Source organism: Rhizobium sp. 1399 (genome assembly GCF_031455475.1).
GTDB lineage: Bacteria > Pseudomonadota > Alphaproteobacteria > Rhizobiales > Rhizobiaceae > Rhizobium.
In genome coordinates this window covers 203,146-221,484 of record NZ_JAVDSU010000004.1, presented here as the reverse complement: position 1 = coordinate 221,484, position 18,339 = coordinate 203,146, and the positions used below count along the sequence as shown (strand labels likewise).

The window sequence follows — 18,339 nt, the reverse complement described above, 5'->3', positions numbered from 1 at the left end:
GGCTCAACCGCTGCGCGTCGGCGCATTGGGCATATTTGCTATTTCCGGCAGGCGGCTGTCATGGCCGCATCGCCTATGCAATCAGGCGAAGGCACGGTCACACCGATCGGCCTTGCCGTTTGTTGGATCGGCGCCGGCGCCTCTGCCGGCGGCTCTATCGCATTCGTCTGCGTGTCGTCGTTCGGCAACGGCACGCGAGGGCCGACAGGCGGCTGCAGGACCGGGGCGGCGGGTGCCGGCTGCGCCTGCACGCGGCGTACGGATACGGCCCGTGACTGGCGGACCGGGGCCGGAGCGGGCTCGTAACCGATCGGCATCGTGGCCGGACGATAGCCGCCTTCATCGGGATAGATCGGCGCGCCGGTCTGGCCGAACGCCGGATTGGCCGGTGGCGGAGCGCCATAGGGATTCCAGATATCGCCGTCGAAAGTGCCGGTGACGGTGTAGCCGTAGACTATACCGAGAAGCTGGCGCTCGGTAGCGCGGGCATCGCAAAGGCGCAGGCGGATCTGAATCATGCCGAAGTTGCGCGCCTGCGTGTGCGCGGACCGGCTGGAGCGGATCTGCTGCCAGGCATAAATGCAGGTATCGCCGGCGCGGCTGTGGCCCGAGGCATAACCGAAGGGACCGTAGCTGTTCTGCAGGAAGGTCGCTGATGTAGCCATCGGAACGCCGGCAACCGAGCGCGCCATCTCGTGGGCGATATCCCCTTCCCGGATCATCCTGTAGGAGGCGTTACCGGCCCCGGGATTGGCGCCGGACGCGCCAAGGAATTGCGCTTTCAGGAAATTCTGGCCCTGAACAGATGAGGACGTGAAGAGCGATATCGTCTGCTCCACACCGTTCCCGCGCTTTTGTTCTACGACGCTGACGATCGACGGCCCCCCGGGGGGCGGCAGCACAAGCGCCTTTTCCGGCTCCACTGTCTCAGGCCCGACAGGCTGACGCACTCCACCTGTCGACGTGCAGCCGGCTATCATGGCCGCAACGGCCACCACCGATATCGTCTTAGGAAAATGCATGTCCTGGCCGTTGCTATCGTATTTTTAATCTTTGCCTGACGGGACAAAGCGCGACGAATTTCCGAATCAACAACCCCTATGTCGTTCATTAGGAATAAACGATGCTTATGGTTAACAAATGGTCAACATCTCGACCGCAGTTGCACCGGGTAAAGCCAGCAGACGCTCCACCTTTGCGAGCACAACAACACGAGAGGAAATGAACGCCATCTGGCAAAGGATGGTCCGGAGGCTCTCAACCTTGCCGGGTTCTGCACTTCTCGCTGCTTCGCCGGCGGAACCATGAAACATGGCTGGCGTTTTCCCAATGGCTGGGTACGAAAAGGAGAATATCCATGCGCAAGACCATGCTGGCCGCGGCCGCCCTCATGCTGACCGTAAGCTCCACCGCCTTCGCGCAGAGCAGCGTCATCATAACCGATCCGGCGCCGACCGGTTCGACCGTCGTGCTTCCGGGGGAAGTACGCACCTATGTGATGGAACAGAGCGTCCCCTCCGTCGTTTATGACGGCGATATCGCCGTCGGCGCGACGCTTCCCGACACCGTGGAAATCCGTACCGTGCCCAACGTGGACGGCTATGGTTATACCGTCATCAACGAGCGCCGCGTGATCGTCGAGCCACAGACACACCGCATCATTCAGGTTCTGGAATAGGCTTCCGGCACGGCAATGAGGCTCTTCCCGGGCCTCACACCTGTTCCGCGGGAGGCTTGCTGCTCAGTACCTCGCGAACCTTATGGGCGAGCTGTTCCAGGCTGAAGGGCTTGGCGAGCAGCGAGACGCCGTGATCCAGCACACCATTGTGAACAATGGCATTGCGTGTGTAGCCGGTCGTGTAGAGTATTCGGATCTCCGGCCACTTCTCCATGACGGCATCGGCAAGCTGGCGGCCATTCATCTGCGGCATGACGATATCGGTGAAGATGAGATCAACGCGTTCGTTCTTCAGAACGTCCAGCGCCTCGGGACCGCCTGCGGCTTGCAGCACGCTATAGCCGAGTTCCCGCAGGCTTTCGGCTGTCATTTCCCGCACACTCTCGTCATCCTCCACCACGAGAATGGTATCCTCGATGCTCCCCTGCGGGATCGGTGTCATCGACGGCACCGAAAAACGTACGTCGCCCGAACCGACATGGCGCGGGAGATAGATCTTTACCGTCGTGCCACGATCGATCTCGGAATAGATCTTGATGTGTCCCCTGCTCTGCTTGACGTAGCCATAGACCTGGCTGAGGCCGAGGCCCGTGCCCTTGCCGGGACCTTTCGTGGTATAGAAAGGATCGAAGGCGCGTTCCAGAACCTCGGGCGACATGCCGATGCCGGTATCGGTGATGCTGATCATTACATATTGGCCGGCCTCCACCTCCTGGTGCATGCGCGCATAACGATCGTCCAGTTCGGTATTGGCTGTCTCGATGGTCAGATGCCCGCCATCGGGCATGGCGTCGCGCGCATTGACCGAGAGGTTGAGGATGGCATTTTCAAGCTGGCTCAAATCGGCGAAGGTCGGCCAGAGGCCACCGGCCAGAACCGCTTCGATCCTGATCTGCTCACCCAGCATCCGGCGCAGCAGTTCCGACATGCCGCCGACCAGCTTGTTTGCATCTATGATTTCCGGCGCCAGCGGCTGCTGACGTGAAAAGGCGAGCAGGCGCGCGGTCAGCACCGCCGCGCGCTGCGCCCCGTCCCTTGCACTCTGGATCGAGTTCAGTAGGCGTGGATCCTCCTTACCGTTCAGCCGCCTCTGGGCAAGATCGAGGCTACCGACGATGATCGCCAGCATGTTGTTGAAGTCGTGAGCGACGCCGCCGGTCAGCTGGCCGATGGTTTCCATCTTCTGCAACTGGCGTACCTGCGCCTGGGCGGCGGCATGTTCCGCCATCTCTCGTTTCAGTTCGCCGGTGCGTTGCGCAACCGTCTCTTCCAGTTTCCTGTTAAAATCGTTGAGTTCTCTACGCAGGCGCGCCTGCCGGCCGTGCGAGACGACGATCGCCTGCATCAGTCCGACGATGATGAATGCATTGACGACGAAGGTCGACAGGCCGATCCACTGGCCGAAGGTAACGGGCCAAAAGATATCGTGCGGCTCGACGAAGAACTGCTGGACGACGAAACCTGACAGAATGGCGGCGACCGCCCCTGGCCCGGCACCGCCGATGAAGCTTGCGATCAAGACGGCGGGCAAGAAGCTCAGAAAGGGAAAGCCGGAGAGATAATCGCCGGCAGCAACGCGCAGCAGGAAGGTGAATGCAACGGCGGCGACAGCGAGCGGATAGGTCAAACCCGGCCTATGACGCAGCCAGTCCGTGGCGCTCAACAAATCCATTTCCCAGCCTCATCCCTTCCGTTGCGAAAACGGCTCTCCAGCTTTTGCATATCGAATCCGGGCGGGCAATATGTCGTTTCTCGCACTACGGCGATCCAGCCTTGACGAGCAGCCGGCTCGGGACAGATAAGCCGTGATACCCAGCAAAGGGCCTGGCATGGTCTACGCAAGGGTAGAGGGTGAAAAAACCATGAAAGACATATTCATCGTCGAAGACGATGCGCTGATCGCCATGCTGCTTGAGGAGATGCTCGAGGATCTCGGCTACCGCGTCAGTGCGAACGTTCCGGATCTGGAGCAGGCGCTCGATGCAGCCCAGAACAAGGAATTCGACGCGGCTATCCTCGATGTATCATTGGCCGGAAAGAGTTCGCTGCCGGTCGCAAAGCTGCTCGAGGCGCTCGGCAAGCCCTATGTCTTTGCAACGGGATATGGCAGCGCGCCCGAAGGCAGCAATTCAAGCCAGCCTATCCTGCGAAAACCGTTCCAGCTCGCCGATCTCGAAAAAGCGCTCAAGGGCATGCAGGCCTAAAGCGAATCGCGATCTTTCAGGTTCGCTGCCGCGCTTTAGGTTCTTGTCTCACACAAATCGCTATCGCAAAATCGCCGCGCACTTTTGCGCGATGTGTTTTAGCGCACCTGATCGAGCAAGCGCTTGCATTCCAGGAGATCGTAAAGCGCTTCCTGGAGAAGCGCACGATCCTCCTTGCCGACACTCGACTTGCCGACCGAAATTTCCGGCTGATCATCCTCGCCGCTGACGAAATTGAAGAAGCGGCGCGTGATCGGCGGCTTGGCGCGGCCGACGATCTGGTCCTCTTCCGCCATGGCGACGCGCGGTTCGCCTGCGACGGTATCGTTCAAGTTGCCCGAGAGCGCTTCGACGCTTGCAAGATCGCCGTGACCGACCGCGACGACAAACTTGTTGCCGTTGGTCTTCAGGAGCTTCTGCACGCCCTTGATCGTATAACCGTGATCATAGAGCAGATGGCGGATGCCTTTCAAAAGATCGACATCCTCCGGCCGGTAATAACGCCGGCCACCGCCACGCTTCATCGGCTTTATCTGCGGAAAGCGGGTTTCCCAAAAGCGCAGCACATGCTGCGGCAGGTCGAGATCATCAGCAACTTCGCTGATGGTGCGAAAGGCATCCGGGCTCTTGTCCAACGTCATACTGCTACGCGACCTCGCGGATCGATCCAAACGGCGACTCATCATATTTCAACGGTTTGGAGCCGCGAATTCAAGTCACGTCTTCGCGTTGCGCACAGCCAGAGGAGCTACGCGGCAAAAAACTTTTCCGTTCAGCGGAGAAAAAGATGATCAGGCAGCCGGATTTTGCGGCTTGGTTTTGCCCTTGCGGGCAACATGGGATTTGAGAATGCGCGTCTTGAGCACATTCGAGGCCTTGAAGGTCATGACGCGGCGGGGAGAAATCGGAACTTCCTCGCCGGTCTTCGGGTTGCGGCCGATACGCTCGTTCTTGTCGCGCACCTGGAAGGTTGCAAAGGAGGAAAGTTTGACGGTTTCGCCGCGCACGATGGCGTTGCAGATTTCGTCGATCACCGTTTCAACCAGCTCAGCAGATTCCGTCCGGGAGAGACCGACCTTCCGAAAAACGGATTCCGCCAGGTCTGCTCGCGTCACTGTCTTTCCGGTCATGGTTTCCCCGCCCAATAGAAAATATTTTGTGAAAGTGGACGAAGATTATTTGTCTTGTGCCTCACGGTCAAGCTCTTGTTCGCCGCCAGTTTTTTAGGATTTGCGCCTACCAGCGCAGCAAAACCGCACCCCAGGTGAAGCCGCCGCCCATGGCTTCCAGCATCACGAGGTCGCCCTTCTTGATGCGTCCGTCGCCGGCAGCCGTCGCAAGTGCCAGCGGAATGGAGGCAGCAGACGTATTACCGTGCAGATCGACGGTAATGACAACCTTTTCCGGGGCAATGTTCAGCTTCTTGGCCGAACCGTCGATGATGCGGCGATTGGCCTGGTGGGGGACCAGCCAGTCGAGATCATCTGAAGTCGTTCCGGTCGAATCGAAAGCGGCCTGGATGACGTCGGTAATCATGCCCACGGCATATTTGAAGACCTCGCGGCCTTCCATGCGCAGCTTGCCGACCGTACCCGTCGAGGACGGACCACCGTCGACATAGAGTTTTTCTTTGTGCGAGCCGTCGGAGCGCAGATTTGCGGTCAGCACGCCGCGGTCTGCCGTCGTCCCCTCGCCTTCGGCTGCTTCCAGCACGATCGCGCCGGCGCCGTCGCCGAAAAGCACGCAAGTGGTGCGGTCATTCCAGTCGAGGATGCGGGAGAAGGTCTCAGCGCCGATGACGAGCACGCGCTTGGCAAGACCGCCACGGATATAGGCGTCAGCCGTCGTTACCGCATAGACGAAACCCGTGCAGACGGCCTGAACGTCGAAGGCGAAGCCATGCGCCATACCAAGACGATTCTGGATGTTGACAGATGTCGCCGGGAAGGTGTTGTCGGGCGTCGAGGTGGCACAGATGATCATATCGATATCATCAGGCGTCAGCCCGCCATTTGCGAGCGCGGCACGCGCTGCAGCCTCGCCGAGCGACGCCGTCGTTTCGTCATCGCCGGCAATGTAACGCTGCCGGATGCCGGTACGCTGGACGATCCATTCGTCCGACGTATCGACGACACCTTCCATTTCGCGGTTGGTCATCACGCGTTTCGGAAGTGCAGCTCCGAAGCCACGAACCACTGATCGGATCATATTGCTTGAACCCCGTCGCTCACGCGGCTTCCGGCCCCATCGGGGGCAGCCGCTTGGCATGATATTTTTTGAGATCGTTTTCTATTTTCTGGGTCAGGCCATTCTTGGCCATGTCATAACCGACTTCGATGGCCGCGGCTATGCCTTCGGCATTCGCTCCACCATGGCTCTTGATGACGATGCCGTTCAAGCCAAGAAACACGCCGCCGTTGACCTTGCTCGGATCAAGCTTCTCACGCAGCATGTCGAAGGCGCTCTTGGCAAAGAGATAGCCGATGCGGGCAAGCAGCGTGCGCGACATGGCGGCGCGCAGATAGGCGCCGATCTGCCGGGCCGTGCCTTCGGCCGCCTTCAGCGCGATATTGCCGGAAAAGCCTTCCACCACCACGACGTCGACCGTACCCTTGCCGAGATCGTCGCCCTCGACGAAGCCGGAATATTCGAGCGAATCAAGATTGGCCTCGCGCAGCAGGCGCCCGGCTTCCTTGACCTCTTCCTGGCCCTTGATTTCCTCGACGCCGACATTCAGCAGGCCAACGGTCGGACGCTCCACCTCGAACAGGGCTCGCGCCATGGCGCCACCCATGAGAGCGAAATCCATGAGCTGCTGCGAATCGGCGCCGATCGTGGCGCCGACATCGAGCACGATGCTTTCGCCCTTCATCGTCGGCCAGATGGCGGCGATCGCCGGGCGTTCGATATTGGCCATCGTGCGCAGACAAAACTTGGCCATCGCCATGAGCGCGCCGGTGTTGCCGGCGGAAACGGCGACATCGGCCTCGCCCGACTTCACCGCTTCGATCGTGCGCCACATGGTGGAGACATAGCGGCCGCGGCGCAGCGCCTGGCTCGGCTTCTCTTCCATGCTGACGGCAAGTTCGCAATCGTGAAAGGTCGACTTTTCCCTGAGCTTGGGAAACTTCGCCAGAACCGGGTCGCACTGTTCCTTGATGCCGTAAAAGACGAAGGAAATATCCGGGTGCCTGTCCAGCGCCTTGGCAGCACCGGGGATGACAACCTGGGGACCAAAGTCGCCACCCATGAGGTCGAGAGATATTCTGATCACGCGTCCCTGATCCTTCTCTTTCGCCTCAAGGACGAAATTTCGGCCAAAATACCGGTTTTGGCGTCGCTTACAACTGAATTGTGGCAAATGCCGGAGATGCTTCAGTCCTTTTTCCAGTCCTTGAGCGCGGCGAATGCAGAGGGCTTCCGGTCATTTTCCCCCGTATCCTCGATATGGGCCGCGAACTCCACGCCTTCCTTGCGCGGATAAGGATCGATGGCAAGTGCTGCGAATTCTGCGACGACCTCACCGGCATCGATCGTATCGCCGGTAAAGACTTCCGGCAGGTCCGGACCATCGGGATCCAGCACCATTTCACCGGTATCATTAGCCGGATGGCGGGCGAGCTTGGAATTTTCAGGCACGAAGATCTGCTCGAAGGTCTCGTCGATTTCGGATTCGACGGGCTCGAGGGTGACGATGCAGGACTGGACGATCTTCGCCTGCACGCGTCCCTTGACGCGGATACCGTCGCGCTTCCACCTGTTGATCTGCAGATCGGCACGGAGATTGTCCACCGACACGACGTTCCAGCTTTCGGCCAGCGCCTTCAGCTCATCCTTGTCGGCGCTCACGCGGACCTCGACCGGATTGGCGGAGATGTGTCCGACCTTGACCGGATAGGAAAAGGGAATCTCGCTCGGATCTTTCTTCATGATTCTACTCCTCAGGCGACCTCGGGAATCGTCGCCGAACCGGTGGCGATCGCCTCTTCGGGAATGGCCGACAAGTGGGCTTCCGCCGCCATCATCCATTGCGCGAGGCCGCTCATGTCGGCGGCCTCAGCTGTTTCGGGATAAATATTGCGCTGAAGCGCTGCGGAAAGAGCGGCGGCATCACCGGCATCCATAGCCTTCGAATAGGCTTCCAGCCGGCCATAGAACATGCCCGCGAGCTTCTTCATGCGCTTCGGCACGCTGTTGTCGCCGATGCCGAGTTCGCGAATCGAATAGTCGATATCCTGAAAGAAGGCATCGACGATTTCCTGGGCGATCTCCTGGCCGCTCGTCCCGGAGGTGCGGGTGCGGCGGAAAAACAGGATCATGGCGATCGACAGCATCTCGAAGCGGCCCATGACGGTATCGGGCACGTCAAGGCGCTCATAGAGCTCCGGCATGCGGGCAGCGGCCGTAAGAGCCGCATATTGCCGCTCGACGATGGTCTGGTTGCTGTTTCTCTTACCGAAGAGCCCGAAGATCATTTGTTTTTTCCGGAAATGCCGCATTCTTGGCGCCGAGCGGCACCGGGCCTTGTTGCATGATTTCGAAAGCTGGTTTACCGAAGCAGGCGCGAATTGCAATGCTGTTCGTGGCCGGTTTCGGGACAGGTGCGCTCCGGTGCACAACGAGGCGGATCGGGAGAGTTCGACCCCGGAATGGCCACAATGGTTTTGCAGGAGGAAGCACGCAGTATTTGGAATGGCTGCTATCGATACTCAAGGGAGTAGATGTCGTTGAAGAAACGGTATTTCAAGTCAGACATGAAATTCTTCAGCAATGCGGCCATAGCCATCATAATTGCCTCCACCACCGCCCTTTCAGGCTGCCAGACGAGCACCGTGCTGAACGGCGGCTATATCGTCGACCAGCAGTCGCTGGCGCTGGTGCCTGAGGGTTCCAGCCGCGAGCAGGTGCTGCTGTCGCTCGGTACACCGTCCACGACAGCAACCTTCGACGGCGAAGTCTTCTATTACATCTCGCAGCGCCGCCAACGCTCGATGGCCTACCAGAAGCTGCGCGTCACCGAGCAGAGCATTCTCGCCATCTATTTCGACAAGGACGGCGTCGTGACCCGCCGCGCCAACTACACCCTGCAGGACGGCAAGGTATTCGACACGATTGCCCGCGTTACGCCGACGGGCGGGCGCGAACTCACCTTCCTGCAGCAGATGCTGTCCGGCGGCAGCGCGGCCAATGCAGCCAAGAGCCTCTTCGGTGGCGGTGCCGGCGGCACACCGCAGAACCCGTCCAGCCTGCGCTAAAGCAAGCTGTTTCCCATACAGAAAACCCGCCGGAGCGATCCGGCGGGTTTTTGTTCTGTTGGCTAGCGCGTCTTAATGCGCAAGAATCGCCAGCAGCAGCAACGCCACGATGTTGGTGATCTTGATCGCCGGGTTGACGGCGGGACCGGCCGTATCCTTGTAGGGATCGCCGACGGTATCACCCGTCACCGATGCCTTGTGAGCCTCCGAGCCCTTCATATGGCGCACGCCGTCCTTGTCGACGAAGCCGTCTTCGAAGCTCTTCTTGGCATTGTCCCATGCGCCGCCACCCGAGGTCATCGAGATCGCGACGAAGAGACCGTTGATGATGACGCCGAGCAGCGATGCGCCAAGTGCTGCAAAGGCCGACGCCTTGGAGCCGGAGATGATGAGCACGCCGAAATAGACGACGATAGGCGCCAGCACCGGCAGCAGCGACGGGATAATCATTTCTCGGATCGCGGCCTTGGTCAGAAGATCGACGGCCTTGCCGTAATCCGGCTTTTCCGTACCCTGCATGATGCCGGGCTTTTCCTTGAACTGCCGGCGCACTTCTTCGACGATCGCACCAGCCGCACGGCCGACGGCAGTCATTGCGATCCCGCCGAAGAGGTAAGGAATGAGACCTCCGAAGATCAATCCCGCCACCACATAGGGGTTGGAAAGATCGAAGGAAATTTCGCCGATGCCGGCAAAATAAGGAAACTTGTCGCCATTCGCCGCAAAATATTTGAGGTCATAGGAATAGGCCGCGAAGAGAACCAGCGCACCGAGACCAGCAGAACCGATGGCGTAGCCCTTGGTAACAGCCTTTGTTGTGTTGCCGACAGCATCAAGCGCATCAGTGGACTTGCGTACCTCTGGTGGTAGATGGGCCATTTCGGCGATGCCGCCGGCATTGTCCGTTACCGGTCCGAAAGCGTCGAGTGCTACGATCATGCCGGCGATGCCAAGCATGGCTGTGACCGCAATACCGGTACCGAACAGACCGCCGAGCTGATAGGTGGCAAGAATGCCGCCGACGATGACAATCGCCGGAAGGGCCGTCGATTCCAACGATACCGCGAGGCCCTGGATGACGTTGGTGCCGTGGCCGGTGACCGATGCCTGGGCGATCGAGACGACCGGGCGCTTGCCGGTGCCGGTATAATATTCGGTGATGACGACGATCAGCGCTGTGACGACGAGGCCAACGAGACCGCAGAAGAAGAGCTTCGTGCCGGTGACGTCGAAACCAGCGACCTGCCCGAGCGACCCCCAACCGACCGTCATCGAGGTCGCGGCACCAAGACCAATGATGGATAGAAGGCCCGTCACGATGAGGCCTTTGTAGAGGGCGCCCATGATCGAACCATTCGAGCCGAGTTTGACGAAGAAAGTGCCGATGATCGAGGTGATGATGCAGGCGCCGCAGATTGCCAGCGGATAGATCATAGCCGACTGCAGGATGGGTGCGCCGGCAAAGAAGATTGACGCAAGAACCATAGTGGCGACGACGGACACTGCGTAGGTTTCGAAAAGGTCGGCCGCCATGCCGGCGCAATCGCCAACGTTATCGCCGACGTTATCGGCAATGGTTGCGGGGTTGCGCGGATCGTCTTCCGGAATACCGGCCTCGACCTTGCCGACGAGGTCGCCGCCGACGTCGGCACCCTTGGTGAAGATGCCGCCGCCGAGACGGGCGAAGATCGAAATCAGCGATGCGCCGAAGCCGAGCGCCACGAGGGCATCGATGACCTCACGCGAGCCGGCCTCGTGGCCGAGCACGATCGTCAGCACATAATAATAGATGGAGACGCCGAGCAGCGCGAGGCCGGCAACCAGAAGGCCGGTGATCGCACCCGATTTGAAGGCGATGTCCAGACCGGCCGAGAGGCTCGCGGATGCAGCCTGGGCAGTGCGCACGTTGGCGCGGACGGAGACGTGCATGCCGATGAAGCCGGCAGCACCCGAGAGGACGGCGCCGATCAGGAAACCGATCGCGGCCGTAGCGGAAAGAAGCAGCCATGCTGCAATGAAAACAACAATGCCTACGATGGCAATGGTTCTATACTGACGCGTCAGATAAGCTTGGGCGCCCTCGCGGATATAGCCCGCGATCTCCTGCATGCGGCTGTTGCCCTGATCGGCGGCAAGCACCGACCGGGTTGCCCAGATGGCATAGACCACCGAGAGCAGGCCACATGCGATTACCAATAAAAGAATGGTCATTCGCTCTTTCCTCCCATAAGCCGGAACTCACTCCTTCTCCGGCGACGAATGCTGCTGAATCGACTCCTCTCCACAGAAACGCTCAACAGGCGTGCGGAGATTGCGTGGTCGATAACGTCGCGTCAAGACTGCAAAACTTCAAAAGCCTTGCAGTTCCGAAGAAAGAAAGGGAGGGATCGTTTGGCGGCTAAGTGCCTATTTCTTCTGGTCGCCACGCACCTGCTTGGCGATGCGGTCCAGAACGGCATTGACGAGCTTCGGCTCATCGTCGTCGAAGAAGGCACGAGCGATCTCGACATATTCGGTAACGATGACGGCGACCGGCACGTCCTTGCGGTCGACGAGTTCGAAAACGCCGGCACGCAGGATGGCGCGGACGGTGCTGTCCAGGCGCGACAGCGCCCAGTCGTCCTGCAGGGCAGAGGCGATCAGCGGGTCGAGGCGGAGCTGGTCGCGCACGACGCCTGAGACGATCGAGCGGAACCAGCCGGCATCGGCCTTCAGATAGGTTTCGCCGTCAAGTTCCTGGCCCAGGCGATGCGCCTCGTATTCCGCCACGATTTCCAGAACGCCGGTGCCGCCGATATCCATCTGATAAAGCGCCTGCACAGCCGCGAGGCGTGCAGCGCCCCGCTGGTTGGCAGCCTTGACCGGTCGTTCGGTATTTTCGTCAGTCATTCTTTATGCACCCAACTTTTTCTTCAGCTCGATCATGGTGAGAGCTGCACGGGCGGCGAAACCGCCCTTGTCCTTTTCCGAGCGGCGCGCGCGCACCCAGGCCTGTTCATCGTTCTCGACGGTCAGGATGCCGTTGCCGATGGCAAGGGACTCGCTGACGGCGAGATCCATAAGCGCGCGCGAGGACTCGTTCGACACGATGTCGAAATGATAGGTCTCGCCGCGGATGACCATGCCGAGTGCGACGAAACCGTCATACTGCGTGCCATCATTATCCGCGCCATCGAGCGCCATGGCAATCGTCGCCGGAATTTCCAGCGCGCCGGGCACGGTGACGACGTCAAAGGTGGCGCCCGCTTCTTCCAGCGCGAAGGTCGCGCCTTCCAGAAGAGCATCGGCCATGTCGTCATAGAAGCGTGCTTCGACGATCAAAATATGGGGAGCGGTCTCTTTCGGCATGGTTCACCTTCGGTTGGAGGGGCATTTTCCACTCGGGCAGGCCGCGGTCAAAACATGCCTTCGAACGAATGGCAAGCAAATTCGGGTGGCGCTCTGAAGGAAAGACAAAATATCTGCAATGGGATAGCTCAGGCGCGCTTCGTCGGGTGCAACGACGCAAAAAACATGCTTAGCCGGGTGACGCAATAACGGCAAATCCAAGGCAGAATTCATGAACAATTTGTAATTGATTTTCAGTAGCTTAATCCATTGAAAGAACAATGCTGCAGCGCCAAATCTCAGTCGTAACGCAGACGATCCCCTGTTGACAGCCGACCGCCGCTGCAGACGAAAGGATACCATCATGAACCGCCTTGCTAAAATCACCATTGCCGCCGCTTTCTCCTCCCTCGCATTTGCCGGCGTCAGCCAGGCTGAAAGCCTTGGCATGAATAGCGCAGAGGGCATCGAACAGACGCTCCGCACCTTCCAGGGCAACAACTTCGACATCCAGCCCGTCTATAACTGGCACAACCTCGACGACGAAAGCACCGGCCCGCGCTCCGTCCTCCAGCGCTCCCAAAGCGCTGTCCACGCCATTCAGGCTTCCATTGATGCCAATAGGTCGCTGGCACACCAGCTCAACAATGATGGCGTCAATATCCGCAATGTCGTGAACGCCGAACAGGCAGCCGACGGCGGCATTACGTTCTACGTTCGCTGAGGCTGCCAGCTTGGAAGGCGGCATGGGCGGTTGATCTCCTCACCGTCCGTTCCGCCTTCTATCGAAATCGCTGTTGCATTTTCCGCCGGATTGGATTGTCTTCTCGCCAAAGCGGAGGACCCCATGGCGACGAACGCAACACCGGTCATCAACACGGCCGATCTCTCCCTCGAACACTGGACGAGGGGAAAGCTCTTCGAAAGCCGCGACACGTCTTTCGGAAAAGATCTGGGGCTTGCCAATCTCGGCATCAGCTACAGCGAAGTGCCGCCCGGTAAATCCGGCTGCCCTTTTCACAACCACCATGTTGAAGACGAGCTCTTCTACATCATCGAAGGCACGGGCGAATATCGCTTCGGCGACCAGCGCTATCCGATCAAGAAGGGCGACGTGCTGGGTGCGCCCTCGGGCGGGCCGGAAACGGCCCATCAGATCATCAATACCGGATCAACGCCGCTTATCTATCTGGGCCTATCGACCAAGGCGAAGACCGAGATCTGCGAATATCCCGATTCCGGCAAGTTCCTTGCCAAGACCAATCGCGACGGCAGCTCCTTCGACCATATTGGCCGAGGAGAGAATGCGCTCGATTACTGGGATGGCGAGCCGGGACTCTGATATCGTCTCCATCATCGCGATTCCTTTTCAAAGCAGCATCTCATGACTGATATTCCAACACTGGAAACCGGACGGCTCATTTTGCGCGCGCATCGGCGCGACGATTTCGAAGCGCATTGCGAACTCTGGCGCGACGAGAATGTCGTGCGCTTTATCACCGGCATGCCCTCCACCCGTGAGCAGAGTTGGGCACGGCTGCTGCGTATCGCCGGCATGTGGCATCACATGGGCTTCGGTTTCTTCGCGATCGATGAAAAGAAAAGCGGCCGCTTCATCGGCGAAGCGGGTTTCCTCGAAGCCAAGCGTGACATGCAGCCCTCGATCGAAGGTACGATGGAAGTGGGTTGGGCGCTGATGCCATCTGCGCATGGCAAAGGCTATGCCACCGAGGCGCTGAAGGCGATCATCGGCTGGGGCGAGGCACAGTTTCGGGACGGCCGATGACCTGCATCATCAGTCCGGACAATATGCCGTCGCTAAGGGTCGCCGAAAAGCTCGGTTTCCGCGAAACCGCGCGGACGGACTATAACGGTCCGATCATTCAGCTTTCGCGCTAGGAAACTCAGCAAGGCGGGCGGCATAACGCGCCATCGTATCGACCTCGAAATTGACGAAGTCGCCGGCCTTGCGCTCGCCCCAGGTCGTGACCTCCAGCGTGTGGCGGATCAACAGCACGTCGAAATCCGTGCCATCGACGGCATTGACGGTCAGCGACGTGCCATCGAGCGCGATCGAACCCTTGGGCGCCACGAATTTCGCGAGTTGGGTGGGTGCGCGCAGGCGGAAACGCGTGGCGTCGCCCTCTTCCGTCACAGACAAGATCTCGGCCTTGCCGTCGACATGTCCGGAAACGATGTGGCCACCAAGTTCGTCACCGATCTTCAGCGAGCGCTCGAGATTGATATGGCTGCCCGCCTGCCAGGTGGAAATAGTGGTGAGGCGCAGCGCCTCTTCCCATGCTTCAACCTCAAACCAGCGGCCGTTGCTGCCATCCTGCGGCAGGCCGGTCACGGTAAGGCAGATGCCTGAATGAGAGATGGAAGCGCCCATATCGATGGTCGCCGGGTCGTAATTTGTCGCGACTCGAAGCTTGATGCCTTCCTTCAGCGCCGAAACGGATTCGATCGTGCCGACATCAGTGACAATTCCGGTGAACATCAATTCTCTCTTTCGTATTCGTCCAGGCGATCCGCGCCGAATATGTAAGTGCCCCTGTGGGCGAAACCGGATGGTATGTCGGTTGCCTGCAGCGGGGATTCAATACCGCCGTCGCCGATGACGACAGGCGCATGATAAAGCTGGATGCGATCGACGAGTCCGGCTTTGAGGAAAAGCTTCGCAGTCTTCGCGCCGCCTTCGACCAGGAGCGAGGAGATGCCGCGTGTGGCAAGCGCCGGCAGCAGGACTTCGGGGTGATAGGGATTACAGTAGAGGACCTCGACGCCGGCGGCTTCGAGTGCGGCGCGGCGGGAGTCCATCTCGGTGGGGTCGGCGGGTGCGTTACCCCCCTCTGTCCTGCCGGACATCTCCCCCACAAGGGGGGAGATTGGCTGGGGGCTGGCTCCCTGCTCTACATTTTCCGTTGCGGGTGACGAGCTACCATCTTGGGAATTCGGAGCAAGCGCCTTGCCGATCTCCCCCCTTGTGGGGGAGATGTCCGGCAGGACAGAGGGGGGTGTCCCGTCCGCCTCCGATCCCAGCGGTGAAATCTCTTCACTCGCCACCACAATCACCGGCACCTCCCGCGCCGTTTCGACAAGCTTGCTCGTCAGCGGCAGGGCCAGATTGGGGTCGAGCACGATGCGAACGGGTGATTGCGCTTCAAGGCCCGGTGTCCGCACCGTCAGCAACGGATCATCCGATATCGCCGTGCCGATTCCGACAAGAATGGCATCGGTTTCGGCCCGCAGCGCCTGCACCTGGGCACGCGCCTCCGGACCTGTGATCGCCACCTGCCCTACCCCCTCGCGGCCGATCATGCCATCGGCGGAAACCGCAAGCTTGAGAGTCACATAGGGGCGATTTTTCGTCTGGCGGGTGAGATAGCCTGCCAGCGATTGCCTGCCCTCTTCCTCCAATACGCCCGAGGTCACCTCGATGCCGGCCTCGCGCAGCATGGAAATACCGCGGCCGGAAACTCTGACATCGGGATCGGTGACGCTGATGACGACGCGACCGACGCCATAAGCGATCAGGGCCTCGGCGCAGGGTGGCGTCTTGCCATGATGCGAGCAGGGTTCAAGCGTGACATAGGCCGTCGCACCACGGGCAAGTTCACCCGCTTCGGCGAGCGCCTGCGGCTCGGCATGCGGGCGGCCGCCGAGTGCGGTCACGGCACGGCCGACGATCGCGCCATCTCGAACGATGACGCAGCCGACGGATGGGTTCGTGGAAGTCTGGCCCGTATGCCAGCGCGACAGGCGGATCGCGGCTGCCATGAAGCGTTCGTCCTCAGGCCGCGCGATCCCCTCGCTCATGGTCAGACGTCCAGCGGATCGCGGCCGATCTTGGCGTTGATCTCAGCGATCAGTTTTTCGAAATCCTCAGCATGCGAGAAATCGCGATAGACCGAAGCGTAGCGCACGAAGCCGACGTCATCGAGGCTCTTCATGGCTTCCAGAACCTGCAGGCCGATCTGCTCGGAGGAGATTTCCGTTTCGCCCGAGCTTTCCAGCCGGCGCACGATGCCGGAGACGGCGCGCTCGATACGGTCACGATCGACGGGGCGCTTGCGCAGCGCCACATCGAAGGAACGGACAAGCTTGTCGCGATCGAAGGGTACCCTGCGGCCGGTCTTCTTGATGACCATAAGCTCGCGCAACTGTACGCGCTCGAAGGTCGTGAAGCGTCCGCCGCAATCCGGACAGATACGACGCCGGCGGATGGAGGTGTTATCCTCCGCCGGGCGTGAATCCTTGACCTGCGTATCTTCCGAACCGCAATAGGGGCAGCGCATGCCTTCTCCTTCAGCATCGGCCCGAAAATCGTAACCGATTTTCGGAAAGCCTGATGCGTAGATTCAAAGAGTTAGAGCGTCCTTAGTGCGCCCGAACGGGCGCACGGCGCTCTAGCCCATGTAATCATACATGGGGAAGCGATCGGTCAGATTCACCACCTTGCCGCGGACGGCAGCTTCGACGGCGGCATTGCCTTCGTCGGAATTGGCAACCTTCAGGCCATCGAGAACCTCGACGATGAGGTTACCGATCTCGCGGAATTCCGCTTCCTTGAAGCCGCGCGTCGTGCCGGCCGGCGCGCCGAGGCGTACACCAGAGGTGACGAAGGGCTTTTCAGGGTCGAACGGGATGCCGTTCTTGTTGCAGGTGATGTAGGCGCGGCCGAGTGCGGCTTCTGCGCGCTTGCCGGTGGCATTCTTCTTGCGAAGGTCGACCAGCATCAGGTGGTTGTCGGTGCCGCCCGAGACGACGTCGAGTCCACCGGCGACAAGCGTTTCGGCTAGCGCCTTGGCGTTCTTGACGACCTGGGCGGCATATTCCTTGAATTCCGGCTGCAGCGCCTCGCCGAAGGCAACGGCCTTGGCGGCGATGATGTGCATCAGAGGGCCGCCTTGGAGACCAGGGAAGACAGCCGAGTTGAACTTCTTGGCCAGATCCTCGTCATTCGTCAGGATGACGCCGCCGCGCGGGCCGCGGAGCGACTTGTGGGTCGTGGTGGTCGCAACATGGCAGTGCGGGAACGGCGACGGATGCACGCCACCGGCAACGAGACCGGCAATGTGGGCCATGTCGACCATCAGGTAAGCGCCGACGCTGTCGGCGATCTCGCGGAAGCGCTTCCAGTCCCAGATGCGGGAATAGGCAGTGCCGCCGGCGATGATCAGCTTCGGCTTGTGTTCCTTGGCCTTGCGCTCGACATCATCCATGTCGAGCAGGTTGTCGCCTTCGCGCACGCCGTAGGACACGACGTTGAACCACTTGCCGGACATGTTGACAGGCGAACCATGCGTCAGGTGACCGCCCGAGTTCAGGTCGAGACCCATGAAAGTATCGCCCGGCTGCAGCAGCGCCAGGAATACGGCCTGGTTCATCTGCGAGCCGGAGTTCGGCTGAACGTTGACGAAGTTGACGCCGAAGAGCTTCTTGGCGCGCTCGATGGCCAGTTCCTCGGCGATATCGACGAACTGGCAGCCACCGTAATAGCGCTTGCCCGGATAACCCTCGGCGTATTTGTTGGTCATGATGGAGCCCTGGGCTTCCAGAACGGCGCGGGAAACGATGTTCTCGGATGCGATCAGTTCGATCTCATGCCGTTGACGACCGAGTTCCTTTTCGATCGCGCCGAAGATTTCCGGATCGACGTCCGCGAGCGAGCGATTGAAGAAGGATTCGGTGGAAGCATTGGTCATGGGCTGGCTCCTTCACTGGAATGCGGCCAAGGTATTAGCGCCCCGCCGATGCGAGGGCAATACGAAGAACGACATTTGCTGGGCTAAGCGCGCGGGCCGAACATTTTGCGTCGAATGCCGCATCGCCGGAATGAAAAAGCCGCGCACATGGCGCGGCTTTCCGTGAA

At 60.0% G+C, this 18,339-nt stretch carries 19 protein-coding genes and 2 pseudogenes; 6 read left to right on the top strand and 15 right to left on the bottom strand.

Annotated elements, in window-relative coordinates; all coding sequences use genetic code 11:
* Positions 1-38: 38 nt before the first annotated feature.
* Complete coding sequence (gene bcsN / locus J2X71_RS15430; protein ID WP_310382913.1) at positions 39-1,022, bottom strand: cellulose biosynthesis protein BcsN; 984 nt, start codon at positions 1,020-1,022, stop codon at positions 39-41.
* A 335-nt stretch (positions 1,023-1,357) separates the two neighbouring features.
* Between bcsN and J2X71_RS15425 the strand changes: the two genes are divergently transcribed.
* Complete coding sequence (locus J2X71_RS15425; RefSeq protein WP_310382912.1) at positions 1,358-1,678, top strand: DUF1236 domain-containing protein; 321 nt, start codon at positions 1,358-1,360, stop codon at positions 1,676-1,678.
* Positions 1,679-1,712: 34 nt separating this feature from the next.
* On the opposite strand, the gene J2X71_RS15420 is transcribed toward J2X71_RS15425, so the two are convergent.
* Positions 1,713-3,350 carry a response regulator gene (locus J2X71_RS15420; RefSeq protein WP_310382911.1) on the bottom strand — a complete coding sequence of 546 codons (1,638 nt, stop codon included), beginning with the start codon at positions 3,348-3,350 and terminating at the stop codon, positions 1,713-1,715.
* Between the two features lie 190 nt (positions 3,351-3,540).
* Here J2X71_RS15420 and J2X71_RS15415 point away from each other — a divergent pair, with 190 nt between their 5' ends.
* Positions 3,541-3,882, top strand: coding sequence for a response regulator (locus J2X71_RS15415; protein ID WP_310382910.1), 342 nt, complete (start codon positions 3,541-3,543; stop codon positions 3,880-3,882).
* A gap of 98 nt (positions 3,883-3,980) precedes the next feature.
* Here the strand turns inward: J2X71_RS15415 and J2X71_RS15410 are convergent, their stop codons facing one another.
* The 6 genes and pseudogenes from J2X71_RS15410 to J2X71_RS15385 form a co-directional block, all read right to left on the bottom strand.
* Entirely contained in the window at positions 3,981-4,523 is a 543-nt protein-coding gene (locus tag J2X71_RS15410) for a MerR family transcriptional regulator (RefSeq protein ID WP_113324265.1), read from the bottom strand.
* A 150-nt stretch (positions 4,524-4,673) separates the two neighbouring features.
* Positions 4,674-5,012, bottom strand: a complete 339-nt coding sequence (locus J2X71_RS15405; protein WP_007819963.1) for an integration host factor subunit alpha — start codon at positions 5,010-5,012, stop codon at positions 4,674-4,676.
* Between the two features lie 106 nt (positions 5,013-5,118).
* Positions 5,119-6,090: a beta-ketoacyl-ACP synthase III gene (locus tag J2X71_RS15400; protein ID WP_310382909.1), complete on the bottom strand. Its 972-nt coding sequence runs from the start codon at positions 6,088-6,090 to the stop codon at positions 5,119-5,121.
* Positions 6,091-6,109: 19 nt separating this feature from the next.
* The gene (gene plsX / locus J2X71_RS15395; protein ID WP_007819967.1) at positions 6,110-7,156 is read right to left on the bottom strand and encodes a phosphate acyltransferase PlsX; all 1,047 of its coding nucleotides are present in this window, start codon (positions 7,154-7,156) and stop codon (positions 6,110-6,112) included.
* Between the two features lie 101 nt (positions 7,157-7,257).
* Positions 7,258-7,812 carry a DUF177 domain-containing protein gene (locus J2X71_RS15390; RefSeq protein WP_310382908.1) on the bottom strand — a complete coding sequence of 185 codons (555 nt, stop codon included), beginning with the start codon at positions 7,810-7,812 and terminating at the stop codon, positions 7,258-7,260.
* Positions 7,813-7,823: 11 nt separating this feature from the next.
* A pseudogene (locus J2X71_RS15385) lies at positions 7,824-8,415 on the bottom strand (ubiquinol-cytochrome C chaperone family protein).
* 188 nt (positions 8,416-8,603) lie between these two features.
* On the opposite strand from J2X71_RS15385, the gene J2X71_RS15380 reads away from it, so the two are divergent.
* Positions 8,604-9,137 carry an outer membrane protein assembly factor BamE gene (locus J2X71_RS15380; protein ID WP_310382907.1) on the top strand — a complete coding sequence of 178 codons (534 nt, stop codon included), beginning with the start codon at positions 8,604-8,606 and terminating at the stop codon, positions 9,135-9,137.
* A gap of 72 nt (positions 9,138-9,209) precedes the next feature.
* Here J2X71_RS15380 and J2X71_RS15375 read toward each other — a convergent pair whose 3' ends face one another.
* The 3 genes from J2X71_RS15375 to ribH all read right to left on the bottom strand — a co-directional run bounded on the left by J2X71_RS15375 (position 9,210) and on the right by ribH (position 12,485).
* Complete coding sequence (locus J2X71_RS15375) at positions 9,210-11,348, bottom strand: sodium-translocating pyrophosphatase (RefSeq protein ID WP_310382906.1); 2,139 nt, start codon at positions 11,346-11,348, stop codon at positions 9,210-9,212.
* Positions 11,349-11,543: 195 nt separating this feature from the next.
* Positions 11,544-12,026 carry a transcription antitermination factor NusB gene (gene nusB / locus J2X71_RS15370; RefSeq protein ID WP_007819976.1) on the bottom strand — a complete coding sequence of 161 codons (483 nt, stop codon included), beginning with the start codon at positions 12,024-12,026 and terminating at the stop codon, positions 11,544-11,546.
* Positions 12,027-12,029: 3 nt separating this feature from the next.
* Positions 12,030-12,485 (bottom strand): 6,7-dimethyl-8-ribityllumazine synthase, encoded by a 456-nt coding sequence (ribH, locus tag J2X71_RS15365; RefSeq protein ID WP_007819979.1) that lies wholly within the window; start codon positions 12,483-12,485, stop codon positions 12,030-12,032.
* Positions 12,486-12,828: 343 nt separating this feature from the next.
* On the opposite strand from ribH, the gene J2X71_RS15360 reads away from it, so the two are divergent.
* From J2X71_RS15360 to J2X71_RS15350, 3 genes and pseudogenes are all read left to right on the top strand, one after another.
* A complete protein-coding gene (locus J2X71_RS15360; protein WP_113324270.1) occupies positions 12,829-13,188 on the top strand; it encodes a hypothetical protein in 360 nt (119 codons plus the stop codon).
* A gap of 123 nt (positions 13,189-13,311) precedes the next feature.
* Positions 13,312-13,806 carry a cupin domain-containing protein gene (locus J2X71_RS15355; protein ID WP_310382905.1) on the top strand — a complete coding sequence of 165 codons (495 nt, stop codon included), beginning with the start codon at positions 13,312-13,314 and terminating at the stop codon, positions 13,804-13,806.
* 42 nt (positions 13,807-13,848) lie between these two features.
* Positions 13,849-14,363, top strand: a pseudogene (locus tag J2X71_RS15350) (GNAT family N-acetyltransferase).
* Here J2X71_RS15350 and J2X71_RS15345 read toward each other — a convergent pair.
* From J2X71_RS15345 to glyA, 4 genes are all read right to left on the bottom strand, one after another.
* On the bottom strand, positions 14,344-14,964 hold the full coding sequence (locus J2X71_RS15345) for a riboflavin synthase (protein ID WP_310382904.1): 621 nt from the start codon (positions 14,962-14,964) through the stop codon (positions 14,344-14,346). The pseudogene J2X71_RS15350 and the gene J2X71_RS15345 overlap by 20 nt on opposite strands.
* Positions 14,964-16,283: a bifunctional diaminohydroxyphosphoribosylaminopyrimidine deaminase/5-amino-6-(5-phosphoribosylamino)uracil reductase RibD gene (gene ribD / locus J2X71_RS15340; RefSeq protein WP_310382903.1), complete on the bottom strand. Its 1,320-nt coding sequence runs from the start codon at positions 16,281-16,283 to the stop codon at positions 14,964-14,966. Before ribD ends, J2X71_RS15345 begins: the two co-directional genes overlap by 1 nt.
* Before the next feature lie 2 nt (positions 16,284-16,285).
* Positions 16,286-16,762, bottom strand: a complete 477-nt coding sequence (gene nrdR, locus J2X71_RS15335; protein ID WP_113324274.1) for a transcriptional regulator NrdR — start codon at positions 16,760-16,762, stop codon at positions 16,286-16,288.
* Between the two features lie 111 nt (positions 16,763-16,873).
* Positions 16,874-18,172, bottom strand: a complete 1,299-nt coding sequence (glyA, locus tag J2X71_RS15330) for a serine hydroxymethyltransferase (RefSeq protein ID WP_113324275.1) — start codon at positions 18,170-18,172, stop codon at positions 16,874-16,876.
* Positions 18,173-18,339 lie beyond the last annotated feature (167 nt).